The sequence below is a fragment of the Deltaproteobacteria bacterium genome (assembly GCA_016875225.1).
In the GTDB taxonomy this organism is placed as follows: Bacteria; Myxococcota_A; UBA9160; order SZUA-336; family SZUA-336; genus VGRW01.
Window position 1 is genome coordinate 31,889 of the sequence record VGRW01000014.1, and the last position, 13,866, is coordinate 45,754.

General features: G+C 70.0%; 11 protein-coding genes. 7 read left to right on the forward strand and 4 right to left on the reverse strand.

Translation table 11 applies throughout. The features are described 5' to 3' along the window. Positions 1 to 2: 2 nt before the first annotated feature. The 4 genes from FJ108_05705 (at position 3) to FJ108_05720 (ending at position 2,823) form a co-directional block, all read left to right on the forward strand. A complete protein-coding gene (locus tag FJ108_05705; GenBank protein MBM4335399.1) occupies positions 3 to 473 on the forward strand; it encodes a transcriptional repressor in 471 nt (156 codons plus the stop codon). Between the two features lie 24 nt (positions 474 to 497). Then, a complete protein-coding gene (locus FJ108_05710; GenBank protein ID MBM4335400.1) occupies positions 498 to 923 on the forward strand; it encodes a rubrerythrin in 426 nt (141 codons plus the stop codon). A 62-nt stretch (positions 924 to 985) separates the two neighbouring features. Further along, positions 986 to 2,245: a hypothetical protein gene (locus tag FJ108_05715; protein MBM4335401.1), complete on the forward strand. Its 1,260-nt coding sequence runs from the start codon at positions 986 to 988 to the stop codon at positions 2,243 to 2,245. Further along, the gene (locus tag FJ108_05720) at positions 2,242 to 2,823 is read left to right on the forward strand and encodes a DUF3501 family protein (GenBank protein ID MBM4335402.1); all 582 of its coding nucleotides are present in this window, start codon (positions 2,242 to 2,244) and stop codon (positions 2,821 to 2,823) included. Before FJ108_05715 ends, FJ108_05720 begins: the two co-directional genes overlap by 4 nt. Before the next feature lie 4 nt (positions 2,824 to 2,827). Here FJ108_05720 and FJ108_05725 read toward each other — a convergent pair whose 3' ends face one another. From FJ108_05725 to FJ108_05740, 4 genes are read right to left on the reverse strand one after another with little or no spacing between them, the layout of a single operon-like run. Beyond that, a complete protein-coding gene (locus tag FJ108_05725; GenBank protein MBM4335403.1) occupies positions 2,828 to 4,120 on the reverse strand; it encodes a dicarboxylate/amino acid:cation symporter in 1,293 nt (430 codons plus the stop codon). Then, positions 4,117 to 5,334 (reverse strand): hypothetical protein, encoded by a 1,218-nt coding sequence (locus tag FJ108_05730; protein MBM4335404.1) that lies wholly within the window; start codon positions 5,332 to 5,334, stop codon positions 4,117 to 4,119. Before FJ108_05730 ends, FJ108_05725 begins: the two co-directional genes overlap by 4 nt. A gap of 19 nt (positions 5,335 to 5,353) precedes the next feature. Next, positions 5,354 to 7,732, reverse strand: a complete 2,379-nt coding sequence (locus tag FJ108_05735) for a hypothetical protein (GenBank protein ID MBM4335405.1) — start codon at positions 7,730 to 7,732, stop codon at positions 5,354 to 5,356. A 7-nt stretch (positions 7,733 to 7,739) separates the two neighbouring features. Beyond that, on the reverse strand, positions 7,740 to 9,287 hold the full coding sequence (locus FJ108_05740; GenBank protein ID MBM4335406.1) for a long-chain fatty acid--CoA ligase: 1,548 nt from the start codon (positions 9,285 to 9,287) through the stop codon (positions 7,740 to 7,742). Between the two features lie 43 nt (positions 9,288 to 9,330). Between FJ108_05740 and FJ108_05745 the strand changes: the two genes are divergently transcribed. The 3 genes from FJ108_05745 to FJ108_05755 all read left to right on the forward strand — a co-directional run bounded on the left by FJ108_05745 (position 9,331) and on the right by FJ108_05755 (position 13,863). Further along, positions 9,331 to 9,732, forward strand: coding sequence for a rhodanese-like domain-containing protein (locus tag FJ108_05745; GenBank protein MBM4335407.1), 402 nt, complete (start codon positions 9,331 to 9,333; stop codon positions 9,730 to 9,732). 100 nt (positions 9,733 to 9,832) lie between these two features. Beyond that, entirely contained in the window at positions 9,833 to 12,781 is a 2,949-nt protein-coding gene (locus tag FJ108_05750) for a hypothetical protein (GenBank protein ID MBM4335408.1), read from the forward strand. A gap of 26 nt (positions 12,782 to 12,807) precedes the next feature. Then, positions 12,808 to 13,863: a Gfo/Idh/MocA family oxidoreductase gene (locus FJ108_05755; protein MBM4335409.1), complete on the forward strand. Its 1,056-nt coding sequence runs from the start codon at positions 12,808 to 12,810 to the stop codon at positions 13,861 to 13,863. Positions 13,864 to 13,866: the final 3 nt, after the last annotated feature.

A 13,866-nucleotide genomic window follows, 5' to 3' on the forward strand; every position in this document is an offset into this window, starting at 1 on the left:
GGTTGCGGGCCGGAGCCGCCCCGGGTATCGTGCCGGCCGTGACGCAGACCCCCCCCGAGCCGGCGCCGCGGCGCCACCAGACCCGCCAGCGCGCGCGGATCCTCGCGTGGCTTCGCGCCACGGACTCGCACCCGACGGCGCTCCAGACCCACGAGGCCCTGGTCGAGGAGCTGCCGAACCTCTCGCTCGGCACCGTCTACCGGAACCTCGAGGTGCTGGTGTCGGAGGGCGCGATCGACGAGGTCGCGTCGGCCGGAGCGGGCGTGCGCTACGACGGCAACCCGAAGCCGCACCACCATTTCATCTGCGAGAGCTGCGGGGCGATCGACGATCTTCACCTGCAGGCGCCCCCGGAGCTGGCGCGAAAACTGCGCCGCGCGCGCGGCCGAACGGCGCGGCGCATCCGCATCGATTTCTACGGTCTCTGCGAGGCGTGTGAGTTGCACGGCTCGAAGACAGGGACCGGACGCTAGAACCCGACCAAGGAGAACACACACATGAGCAAGCTCGAGGGATCGAAGACGCACGCGCACCTGAAGGAGGCCTTCGCCGGCGAGTCGCAGGCGAACCGCCGCTACCTGTATTTCGCGAAGCAGGCCGACATCGAGGGTTTCCCCGACGTGGGCGGCCTGTTCCGCGACACCGCCGAGGCCGAGACCGGCCACGCGCACGGCCACCTGGACTTCCTGCGCCGCGTCGGCGACCCGGCGACCGGCAAGCCGATCGGCAGCACCGACAAGAATCTCGGGGCGGCCGTCCACGGCGAGACCTACGAGTACACCGAGATGTACCCGGGAATGGCCAAGGACGCGCGCACGGAGGGCTTCGCCGACATCGCCGAGTGGTTCGAGACGCTGGCGAAGGCCGAGAAGTCGCACGCCGGCCGGTTCCAGAAGGCGCTCGACACGCTGCCGAAGCTCTGAATCGCGCCTGATCACCGACGGGGTGGAGTGCGAGAGCGCTCCACCCCGTCCGCTGGAGAGCCATGAAGAACGCGAGCCTGCACGATGCCGAGTATCTCGACCGCAAGGCGCTCGACGCGGAGCTCGTGCGCGTGTTCGAGAAATGCCACGACTGCCGGCGCTGCCTGCCGCTCTGCCCGTCGTTCCCGTCGCTCTTCGACGCGATCGACTCGCACGAGCTCGAGGCCGCGAAGCTCACCGGGCCCGAGATCCGCGAGGTGATCGACCTCTGCTTCCAGTGCAAGCTCTGTTACAACCACTGTCCCTATCACCCGCCGCACGAGTGGGCGATCGACTTCCCGAAGCTGATGTCGCGCGCGAAGCTGGTGCAGGCGCAGGAGGAAGGCATCCCGCTCGCCGAGCGGATCGGCTCGCAGCAGGACCTGATGGGAAAGGCGTCGTGTCTCACGGCGGCCATCACCAACGCCGCGTTCAAGAACCGCGCGGTCCGCTTCCTGATGGAGAAGGGAACCGGCATCGACCGGCGCTGGATCATGCCGACCTACGAATCCCGCCCGTTCTCGAAGGACCTCCAGCGACACCGAACCGTGTCGGGAGAGAACGGCCGCGCGATCCTCTTCACCACCTGCTTCGTCGAGTACAGCGAGGCGATCACCGCCCGCGCAGCTTTGGAGGTGCTCGAGCACAACGGCGTGGCCGTCGAGGGCGGCTACCAGGCCTGCTGCGGCGCGCCGTTCCTGCACGGCGGCGACCTGGCCAGCGCGAAGAAGAACGCCGCCAAGGTGGTCGCGGGCCTGATCGCGCGCGTGCGCGAGGGCGTTCCGATCGTGGTGCCGGGGCCCACCTGCTCCTACCAGCTGAAGAACGAGTACCCCGAGCTGCTCGGAACCGAGGACTCGATCGCGGTCGCCGCCGCGACGAAGGATCTCGGCGAGTTCCTGTTCTCGCTCGCGGCCGCGAAGAAGCTCTCGCGGGAGTTCCCGAAGAAGCTCGGCCGCATCGCCTACCACCTGCCCTGCCACCTGAAGGCGCAGAACATCGGCTTCCGCTCCATGCAGCTGCTCGGGCTGGTCTCCGACGACGTGCGCATGATCGACGCCTGCTCAGGCGTCGACGGCACCTGGGGCATGAAGGCGCGCTGGTGGGAGCAGAGCCAGAAGATCGCCGGGAAGCTCGTGATGGAAATCCGCAGCGCGGAGCCCGAGCGCATCGCGACCGACTGCCCGCTGTCGGCGCTGCGCATCCTGGAGCGGACCGGAAAGCAGGCCGTGCACCCGGTCGTGCTCCTGCACGAGGCCTACGGCCTGGGAGGTGCGAAATGAGAGGCGTGCGGCGCGAGGAGGTGCTCGACCTCGTCGCCTACGAGAAGACCCGCGAGGCGTTCCTGGCCCGGACCATCGAGCTCAAGCGCCCGCGCCGGATCGCCGTGGGCGACCGGCTCACGTTCATCTTCGAGAACCGCGACACCGTGCGGTTCCAGATCCAGGAGATGCTCCGCGCCGAGCGCGCGGTGAAGGAGGAGAAGATCCTGGACGAGATCGCCGTCTACAACGAGCTCGTGCCCGGGCCCAACGAGCTCTCCGCGACGCTGATGATCGAGATCCCGCGCATGGAGCAGATCCGCGCCGAGCTCGACCGCCTGATCGGAATCGACGAGCACGTCTTCCTCGACGTGGGCGAGGCGAGCGTACGCGCGAGCTTCGATGCCAAGCAGTTCGAGTCGGACCGGATCTCGGCCGTGCAATACGTGCGCTTCCCGCTCGGGCCCGAGCTCGCGTGTCGGTTCTGCGACCCGCAGCTCTCGGCGCGGCTGCGCGTGGAGCACCCGAACTACCGCCACTCGACTCCGCTCGAGGGCGCCTCGCGAGCCTCGCTGATCTCCGACCTGGTGGCCGAGTGAGCCGCTACTCGGCGGGGAGCGCGAGCTTCCCGTCGACGCGCGCCACGAAGAGCGCGGCGGTGATGTCGCCGGTCACGTTCAGCACCGTTCGACTCATGTCGAGCAGCCGATCGACGCCGAGGATCACCGCGATCCCCTCGCCGGGAATGCCCACCGACTGGAGCACCACCACGATCAGCGGCAGCGATCCGCCCGGGACTCCGGCGGTGCCGACGCCCGCGAGGATCGAGAGCAGCACGACCGTGGCCTGCTGCGCGAAGCCGAGCTCGACCCCGAAGAGCTGCGCGAGGAAGAGCACGGTGACGCCCTCGAAGAGCGCGGTTCCGTTCTGGTTCGCGGTGGCGCCGACCGTGAGCACGAACGAGTTGATCTCGCGCGGCACGCCCAGTCGCTGCTCCGACACCCGCAGCGCCGTCGGCAGCGTGGCGGCGCTCGAGCTGGTCGAGAACGCGGTGGTCATCACCTCGGAGATGCGCGAGAAGAACACGCGCGGCGAGATTCCGATCGCGTAGCGCAGGATCAGCGCGTAGACGCCGAACTGCTGCAGCGCGAGCCCGAGCAGCACCACACCGACGTAGCGGCCCAGCGTGAGCAGCAGGTCGCCGCCGAGCCGCGCGGTGAGCGAGAAGACCAGCGCGAAGACGCCGTACGGCGCGAGCGCCATCGCCATGTCGATGACGCGCAGCGAGATCGCGTACAGGCCCTCGAGCGCGGCCACCAGCCCGGTCGTCCGCTCGCGCGGCGTGGTGACCAGCGCTACGCCGAGCAGCACCGCGAAGAACATCACGCCGAGCATCTCGCCGTCGAATGCGCGCACCAGCGCCTCGAACGGATTGCGCGGGATGATCGAGAGCAGCGAGTCGATCGGGCTCGCGGCCTGCGCGGCCTGCGCGACCACCTTCCTAGCCTGTGGCGCCAGCGTCTCGAGCAGGTTCGCGCGCTCCACGGGGTCGAAGCCCGCGCCGGGGCGGAGGAAGTTCACGAGCCCCACACCGATCGCCACCGAGCCCGCGGAGACGGTGAGCGTGTATGCGAGCGTGAGCGCGCCCACGCGTCCCAGCCGCCGCACGTCGCCGAGCTCGAGCACGCCCAGCGCGAGCGACGAGACCACCAGCGGCAGCACCGCGATGAAGAGCATGCGCAGGAAGATCTGACCGATCGGGTACGCGACCCAGGCGATCGCGCCGTCGAGCAGCGGGCCGCTGCCCAGCCCCTCGCGCGCGATCCAGCCCGCGAGCGCGCCGTAGCCCAGCCCGAACAGGATTCGCCGCGCGCGGCGTCCCGGATTCGCGCTCATCGGCCTCCGGCCACCCAGCAGCGGTCGGCGAGCGTGCCGAGTGCGAAGTCGCGGTAGCCGCCCTTGAAGAAGTCGCGGCAGCGCGTGGAGTGCGCGAGCGCGCGGGCGCTCGAGGTGCGGCGCACCTCCTGCCGGAACGTGCCGTCGTCGTGCAGCTCGTACACGGCGAAGCCGCCCGGGTAGTCCTTCACGCAGTGCACCTCGACGAACGGGATCTCGCCCGAGGCGGGGTAGCGGCGCACCCGGTTGCGGTGCGTGTGCCCGATCAGCACGCCCTTCACCTGCGGGCTGCGGCCCAGGAGTTCGAAGATCCGCGTCGAGTGCTCGGGAATGATCCCGATCGAGTTCGGGTAGCTCGTCGCGTGGGCCGGCGGCACCGGCTGGTGGTGGGTGAGCAGCAGCGTCGGCTGCGCGCGCTCGCGCGAGCCCTCGAGCTCTTGCTCGAGCCAGCGCAGGCGCTCTTCTGGGAAGACGCCGTGGTGGTGGCCCGGCTCGACCGTGTCGAGCAGGACCAGCCGCCAGCCGCCCAGGTCGAACGCGCGCGGCGCGCGAGGCTGACCCAGAAGTGCGTAGCCGTCGACCTCTTCGCCGGAATGCACACCGTAGTGGTCGTGGTTGCCCAGGAACGCGTGCCAGGGCGCCTGGAAGCCGCCGAACGTCCGGGCCGCGATCTCGAACTGCGAGCGCAGGCCGCGATCCGCGATGTCGCCCTTGATCACCACCGCGTCGACGCCCGCGGCGTTGATGTCGGCGACCACGTCCTCGTTCATCGCCTGCCAGTAGGGAACCTCGCCCTCGGTCTCGCGCACCAGCGGGAAGCCCGGCGCGGCGTCGCCGTACTCGTGCTCCTCGGTCAGCATGCCGCCGAAGCGCGGCTCGCCGAAGTGCAGGTCGTTCAGCGTCGCGAAGCGCGCCACGGTGCGGCCGCGCGGCGCGGGGAGCGTGCGCGCGCGACCCGGGAAGTAGCGATCCGGCGCGGCGATCGCGCCGCCCTCGGCCTCGATCGAGATCTCGTACTCGGTGTCGGGCGCGAGCCCCGCGATGCGGACCAGCCGCGTGCCGGCCTCGCCCTCGCTCGCCGCTCTCGGCACGGAGTTCACGAGCACGCGCGCGCTCGCGTCGACCGGCCCCGAGGCGTCCTCGACGGTGAACGACAGCGTCAGGCTGTCCGCGCTTGCGGCAAAGAGCTCTGGATCGACCACGCGCAGTGTCATGTTCGCAGTATGACTCCGATCAGTCGAAGTAGCAGAAGTGGTCGGGCTGCGCGGCGAAGCCCGCCGGCGGCGCGTTGATCTCGGCCTGCACGCGCGCGCGGTGCTCGTCGATCCAGGTGCGGATCGGAGCGAGCTGCGTCGTGAGCGGCCCCGTCACCGGCTCGATCAGCGCCTGCATCCGGTCGATCTCGGCGTGGTGCGCGGCCGGATTCCAGACCGTGTCGAGCAGCGCCTGCAGCTTCGCCAGGTACAGCGCGCGCGTGTCGGGCATCGCGTAGAGCCGCCGGGCCAGGGCGGAGCGCGGCACGATCGCCTGGCAGTGCACGGGATCGCCGGTGCGGCCGCCGAGCGGGTTGCCGCGCCCGAACGTGTCGTCCGCGCCCCAGGGGATGAAGTGGATCTTCCCGTCCTGCGGCTTCACGTAGAAGTAGAAGTTGTTCTGGTCGTCGGCGTAGCCGTCCCAGTGGCCGATCAGCCCCTCGCCGGCCCAGAAGGTCAGGTAGGCGTCGAGGTCGACCACCGCCTCGATGGCCGCGCGCCGCTCCGAATTGGTGTAGGCCGGGTTCACCAGCGCCGCAGTCAGCGCGTCGATCTCGCTCTGGTCCAGGGCCGCGGCGTCGTCCTTCGGCTCGATCGTGTTGCGCCACGGCTCGCCGGTCGTCGGCGTGCCCTTCAGCCAGAAGTCGGAGAGCGTGCCCTCGTAGAGCCGGCCGGTGGCGTCGCCGAAGACGCGGCCCAGGAAGGGAGGCTTGATCGACTCCACGTTCACGTAGAGCTGGCCGTCGACCGGCGTCGCCTGCGTGGCGCCGTCCAGCGTGTGCACGGTGACGCGCGCGAAGTTGCAGCGCGGCGCGGGTATTCCGGCCGAGGCCATGATCTCGTAGCCCAGACACTGCTTCACGTAGGCCGGATCCTGCAGCGCGTTGTTCAGCGTCATGCGGTCGAGGCCCTCGAGCCGCTGGCCCGAGACGAACTCGCCGAAGTCGAGCTTCAGCGACGGCTTGGTCTGGGACAGCGAGCCGAAGAAGCCCTTCTTGCGGATGCCGACGTCGGCGAGCGGCTGGCCTTCGACCACGACGTCGGCGTGGAAGAACGTGTAGGGGTCGGGAAACGGCGTGTCGCCGCAGCTCAGGTTCAGGAAGACCGCGTACAGGTTCCGCTCCTGGACGCGCATCGCGTCCCAGTCCGCCTTCTGCATCGTGACCTCGACCTCGAGCAGGCGGTCCGGGTCGAACCAGAGCGCCTCGGGATCGGCCGGCAGCGCCGCCGCGGGGCAGACCGGCTCGATGCCGGGCGCGAGCCCGTTCGCTGCGCGCGACGTGACCGACGCGTCCGCGACGTTGCACGCGCCGTCGTTCACCACCCCGCACTTCGCGGGCGCGTCGACGTCCGCGATCTGCGCGGCGAGCTTCTCGCGCAGCCGCTGCCGGTCCGACGCGTCCACGTCGCCGTCGTCGTCGACGTCGCCGCACTCGCAGGCGTCGCCGATCCCGTTCGGCCCGCCGGGTGCGACGCCGCCGGAATCGGCCTGGCTTGCGTTGGGCTCGCCCGGGCAGTTGTCGTCGCAGCCCAGGGTCGCGCCGCCGCTGCAGGGCGCATCGCCCGCGATGCCGGAGCGGTCGCCGTCGTCGCCGATCCCGTCGGTGTCGCGGTCGGGAATCGCCAGGCCCAGCCGCAGCGCCGAGAGGTCCTGCAGCACGGAGCCTCCGCCCCAGGCGTTGGGCGCGGCGAAGCTGCTGGTCGTGCCGTCGTTGTACGACTGCGAGCAGCGGTGGGTCAGCGCGCTCGGCGCGGCCTCGAGCTTGAACACCTCGCGGCTGTTGACACCGACCGGTGGCGGGCTGCAGCCGGTCGCGGGATCCGGCGCGAGCCCCTCGCCCGCCGGCCCGAAGACCAGCGCGTCCGCGGCGTTCCGGATCGTGAGCTGCCAGTTGTCGTTCGAGACCGGGAAGCTGTTCGGCGTGACGAAGTCGGCGGAGCCCGCGTCGACGGCCTGGACGTTGATCGTCCAGTCGCCGGCGCCCGGGTCGTAGCTCACGTCGGTCGCGACGTCCTCGGCGACGGTCACGATCGTCCCCGCGCGCAGGTCCGCCCAGAGCGCGTTCTGGCTGAACACGAGCTCCTCGTTGCAGACGCCGTTGTCGCAGATCGAGAGCTTCCAGCCGCGCACGTCGAGGTGATCGGCGACCACGACCAGCTCGAACCAGTCGCCGCCGTTTCCGAGCACGCGCCCGAAGGCCGGGTCCGCGGCCTGTCCGCCATCCAGGTCGGCGCCGAGGGTGCCGCCGTTCAGATAGTTCGACGCCGACACGGCGTTGTACTCGTTCAGGATCAGCTGCGCCGCGCGCGCGTCGATCGAGAGGAGCAGCAGCGCTGCGACGAGAAGCCACTTCTGCATTTCGCTCCTACTCCGGCGCCGGGCCCGGGAACTGGTCGCGCAGCAGGCGCTTCAGCACCTTGCCGCTGGGGTTGCGCGGGATCACGTCGATGAATCCCGCCGCGCGCGGCTGCTTGAAGCGCGCGAGCTTTCCGTTGCACCACTCGATCACCTCGCGCTCCGTGAGCGACGGGTCGTGCCTCACCACCACCGCGAACGCCGACTCGCCCCACTTCGCGCTCGGCTGACCGATCACCGCCACCTCGGCGACCTTCGGGTGCGCCAGGATCACGTTCTCGATCTCGGCCGGGTACACGTTCTCGCCGCCCGAGATGATCATGTCCTTCATCCGGTCCTGGATGTAGACGAATCCTTCCTTGTCGACGGTGGCGACGTCGCCGGAGTGCAGCCAGCCGCTCTTGATCGTCTCGGACGTCGCCTCGGGCCGGTTCCAGTAGCCGGTCATCACGTGCGGGCCGCGGATGATCACCTCGCCCTGCTCGCCGGCCGAGATCTCCTTGCCCTTGCCGTCCACCACGCGCACGTCCGTGTGGAAGAACGCCTTGCCGGTCGAGCCCGCCTTCGCGATCGCGTCGTCGGGACCGATCAGACAGGCCGGCCCGCAGCTCTCGGTCAGGCCGTAGACCTGGTGGATCTCGATGCCGAGCTTGGCGTAGGCCTGGATCAGCGTGACCGGGACCGGCGCCGCGCCGCTCATGATCCAGCGCAGGCTCGAGATGTCGAACTTCTTCGGGTCGTAGGTCTGCAGCATGAAGTTCAGCATCGCGGGAACCTTGAGCGCCACGCTGACCCTCTCGGTCTGGATCAGCTCCCAGGCCTTGGTCGGGTCGAAGGCGCGCATCACGATGCTGGTCACGCCGCGGTAGACGTTGCCGGTGATCGGCGTCAGCGCGCCGACGTGGAAGAGCGGCAGCGAGACCAGGTAGCGGTCCTTGAAGCGCATCTCGGCGGTGGCGGCGATCGTCATCACGCCCCACATCGCCGTCGAGTGCGTGTGCATCGCGCCCTTGGGCAGGCCCGTCGTGCCGGACGTGTACATGATGTAGAGCAGGTCGTCGTCGCAGGCCGTGACCTCGGGCGAGCTCGCCTGCGCCGCGCCCTGCAGCGCGTCGTAGTCCTTCGCGAAGCCCGCGCGAGACTCCGCGCCGCCCACGTGCACCCAGTGCAACACGTCCGTCCCCGCGCCGCGCAGCTCGAGCTCGCCGACGGTCTTGCCGAACTCGCCACCGTAGATCACCACGGTCGCGCCGGCGTCCTTCAGGATGAACTGCAGCTCGTCCGCGACCAGGCGCCAGTTCAGCGGCACGCAGACCGCGCCGATCTTGGCGATCGCGAAGAAGCTCTCCATGAACTCGGGGCTGTTCATCAGCAGCAGCGCCACACGGTCGCCCTTTCGCACGCCGAGCTCGCGCGCGAGGAAGTTCGCGGTGCGGTTCGCGCGCGCGTCGAGCTCCGCGAAGCTGAAGCGCCTTCCCGAGTGCGTGTCGATGAACGCCTCGAGGCCCGGGTTCAGGTGCGCGCGCTTGGCGAGAAACAGTCCGAGGTTGTTCTTCAAGAAGACTCTCCTCCGTGGACGGACATTCTGGCACACTCGAGCCATGAAGAAGCTCAGAAAGGGCGTGCGCCAGCTCGTGGACGAGGCCAACGCCGAGGTCGAGTCGGTGAGCGCGAAGGACGCGATCGCGCTCGCGAAGCGCGACGACGTGTTGATCGTCGATCTGCGCGATCCGCGCGAGCGCGAAGCCGACGGCTTCATTCCCGGCTCGTTTCACGCGCCGCGCGGAATGCTCGAGTTCTGGGTCGACCCCGAGAGCCCCTACTACAAGGACGTGTTCGGCAGCGGCAAGCGCTTCGTGCTGCACTGCGCGAGCGGCTGGCGCTCGGCGCTCGCCGCCAAGGCCGTGCAGGACATGGGGCTCGAGGGCGTGTCGCACATCGCCACCGGCTTCAAGGGCTGGGTCGAGGCGGGCGGGCCGGTCGAGGGCGGGTCGAAGGGCTAGACGCGCCGGCGCGTCGCGCAGCAAAGATCTTTCCCCCCGCGCGGCGCCTCGCGGGTTAGCATGGCGCTCGGTCCTCGCGGGCCTCGGAAGGGGAAGGGAAATGCGTAGTGGGACTTCCTTGCTCGTGCGGCTCGCGCTGGCCCTGGGCTCGATTCTCGTTTCGGGACCCGCGTTTGCGCAGGGCAACTACACGCTGTTCGAGAGCGGGCCGGTGCGACCGATCGCGCGCTCGGCGGACGGCAGCAAGCTCTTCGTGTGCAACATCCCCGACGGCCGGCTCGAGATCTTCGACGTCTCGGCGGCGGGGCTCTCGCATTCGGGCTCGGTGCCGGTCGGCGTCGATCCGGTCGCGGTCGCCGAGAGCCCGAGCGGCCAGGTCTGGGTGGTGAACCACCTATCGGACAGCGTCTCGATCGTCGACGTCGCGACGCAGCGGGTCGTGCGCACGCTGCACGTCGGCGACGAGCCGCGCGACATCGTCTTCGCGGGTGCGGGGCGCAATCGCGCCTTCATCAGCGCCGCGCACCGCGGGCAGAACCGCCCCGGAGATCCGCAGCTTCTCACGCCGAGCGTCGGGCGCGCGGACGTCTGGGTCTTCGACGCGACGAACCTCGGCGCAAGCGCAGGCGGAGACGAGATCGCGATCCTCTCCGCGTTCGGCGACACGCCGCGCGCGCTCGCGACGAGCCCCGACGGCCTGACCGTCTACCTGGCGGTCTTCCACTCCGGCAACAAGACCACCACCGTGAGCGAGGGGGTGCTGCCGACGCCGGCGCCGCTTCCAACGGTGAGCGGCCTGCCGGCTCCGCAGGTCGGCGTGATGCTGCAGCAGGTCGGCCCGACGACCTGGCGCGACGTGAACGGCAGCGACCACAACGGCCTGGTCCGCTTCAGCCTGCCCGACCAGGACGTGTTCAGCATCGACGCGGACGCGACGCTTCTAGACGCGAGCGCGATCACGGGCAGCGTCTCGTCGGTGGGCACGATCCTGTTCAACATGGTCGTGCACCCCGTGAACGGGACGATCTACGTCTCGAACACCGACGCGAACAACATGGATCGCTTCGAGGGCTCCGGCGCGACCAGCCTGCGCGGCGAGCTGCACCGCGCGCAGATCTCGCTGATCAGCGGCGGCGTCGCGCAGCCGCGGCGTCTGAACCCGCACATCGTCTACACCAACCTCACGCCCGCGCAGGACGTGAACGACCGAAGCCTGGCGATGCCGACGGACATGGCGATCACGAGCGACGGCTCGACGCTCTACGTCGCGGCGTTCGGCTCGCGCAAGATCGGCATCGTCGACACGGCCGCGCTGGCGCTCGCGCCTGGCTCGCCCGGCGCGTTCGCGCCCGACACGGACGATCACGTCGAGCTCTCGGCCGGCGGGCCCGGCGGCGTTGCGCTCGACGAGCCGCGCGGCCGGCTCTACGTGCTGACCCGCTTCGACAACGCGATCTCGATCGTCGACACGGCCGCGCGTGCCGAGATCGCGCACCTGCCGCTCCACAGCCCCGAGGAGGAGAGCATCACCGTCGGCCGCGAGATCTTCTACGACGCGCGCTTCTCGTCCTCGAATGGCGAGGCGGCCTGCGCGAGCTGTCACGTCTTCGGCGACTTCGACAGCCTGGCCTGGGATCTCGGCGATCCGGCGGGCTCGGTCGTGCTGAACAACAACCCGTTCGTGAAGCTCAATCCGCCGCTGCAGAGCTTCGGCCTGACCGGACCGACTCTGAACTTCCTGCAGCCCGGCAGCGTCGTGCCGGGCAACCTCGACTTCCACCCGCTGAAGGGCCCGATGACCACGCAGACGCTGCGCGGGATGGACCACGGCGGGCCGATGCACTGGCGCGGCGACCGCTCCGGCGGCACCGCGCAGAACCCGTGGGCCTACGACGGGACCCCGGGCGCGCTGGACGAGCGGCTAGCGTTCCAGGCCTTCAATCCCGCATTCGTCGGGCTGCTCGGGCGGCAGAGCACGATCCCGGCCGGCGACATGATCGCGTTCACGGACTTCATCCTGCAGGTGCAGCTGCCTCCCAACCCGATCCGCAATCTCGACCGCTCGCTCACGGCCGACCAGCAGGCCGGGCTGAACTTCTACGTGGGCCCGATCTCGGACACGCTCAAGACCTGCGAGGGCTGCCATACGCTGAACCAGGCGTCGGGGTTCTTCGGCAGCGCGGGGCTCTCGACCTTCGAGGCCGAGACGCAGCACTTCAAGGTCGCACACCTGCGCAACGCGTATCAGAAGGTCGGCATGTTCGGGCAGGTGAATAGCGGCGCGGATCCGAACGCGCCTCAGGTCCGCGGCTTCGGCTACCTGCACGACGGCTCGGTCGCGACGGTGCTCTCGTTCCTGCAGTCGCCGGTGTTCCAGTTTCCCGGCGGCGACGCGCAGCGCACGCAGGTCGCCCAGCTGACCCTCGCGTTCGACACCGATCTCGCGCCCGTGGTCGGCCAGCAGGTCACGGCGACGGATGCGAACTACCAGGCCGTGGAGCTCTCGAATCGCATCGCGCTCCTGATCGCGCGCGCCGGCGCGAGCTACGCCGATCCGGATCGCCCCGGGAACAAGGAATGCGACCTGATCGTGAAGGGTCGGATCGCCGGACAGCCGCGCGGCTGGTGGATGAGCAGCCCGAGCGACTTCACGCCCGACCTCGGCGGTGCGCCGACGATCAGCGCCGCGAACCTGCTCCTGCTGGCTTCGACTCCCGGACAGGAGCTCACCTACACCTGCGTGCCGCCCGGGTCGGGCGAGCGCCTCGGCATCGACCGCGGCGGGATCGGCGACGGCTCGCAGCCCGACGGAATTCGCGACGCCTCGCAGTGCGGCGACGTCACGGCCGACGGGGTCGACACCGCGGCCGACGTCGCGGGAATGCGCGCCTGGCTCGCGGGCGCGAGCACGCCCGCGGCGCTCGCGAAGTGCAACGTGAACGGGGCGAACGGCAGCTCCGCTTCGAGCTGCGACATCGCCGACGTGACGGCGCTGCGACGGGCGCTGGCCGGTGCCGGACCCTCGCTATCACAGGGCTGCGTGCTCTAGGCTCCCCGAGCATGAACTCCTCGGTGATCCGCATCGGTGTGATCGGCACCGGCATGATGGGCTGCGAGCACATCCGCAACCTGGCGCTGCTTCCCGGCGTCGCGGTCAGCGCGATCGCCGATCCCGACGAGCGAAGCCGCGGCTGGGGCCGGCTCGCCGCGGGCGCCGACGTGGAGATCTACGCCGACCACCGCGAGCTGCTCTCGAGAGCCGCGGTCGACGCGGTGGTGATCGCCTCGCCCAATCACACCCACTTCGCAGTGCTGCAGGACGTGTTCCGCACCACGAAGCACGTGCTGGTCGAAAAGCCGCTCTGCACCACCGTCGACGACTGCAAGCGCGTGGTCGAGCAGGCCGCGCGGCACCCGGCCGTGACCTGGGTGGGGATGGAGTACCGCTTCATGCGGCCGGTCGCGCGCCTGGTCGAGGAGGTGCACGCGGGCGCGATCGGAACCCTGCGCATGCTGGCGATCCGCGAGCACCGCTACCCGTTCCTGCGCAAGGTCGGCGACTGGAACCGCTTCTCGCGCAACACCGGCGGCACGCTGGTCGAGAAGTGCTGCCATTTCTTCGACCTGATGAACCTGGCGACGCGCGCCCGCCCGGTGCGCGTGTACGCGTCGGGCGCGATGGACGTGAACCATCTGGACGAGCGCTACGGCGGGGAGCGGCCCGACATCCTCGACAACGCCTTCGTCACGGTCGACTTCGACTCCGGCGCGCGGGGCTTGCTCGACCTGTGCATGTTCGCCGAGAACTCGACGAACGAGATGGAGATCGCCGCGACCGGCGACCGCGGCAAGGCCGAGGCGTTCATCCCCGCGCACCGGCTCGTGCTCACCCGGCGCGACCGGAACGAGCCGACGACGATCCAGTTCCACGTCGATCCGCGAGCCCGGGAAGCGGGCGCGCACCACGGCTCGACGCTGCTCGAGCATCTCGCGTTCCGCGACGCGATCCGCAGCGGCGCGAAGCCGCTGGTCTCGGTCGAGGACGGCGCGCTCGCCGTCGCCGTGGGCGCGGCCGGCGAGAGGAGCGCGATCGAGAAGCGCACCGTCGAGCTGCGCGAGCTCGGGCTCTAGCCG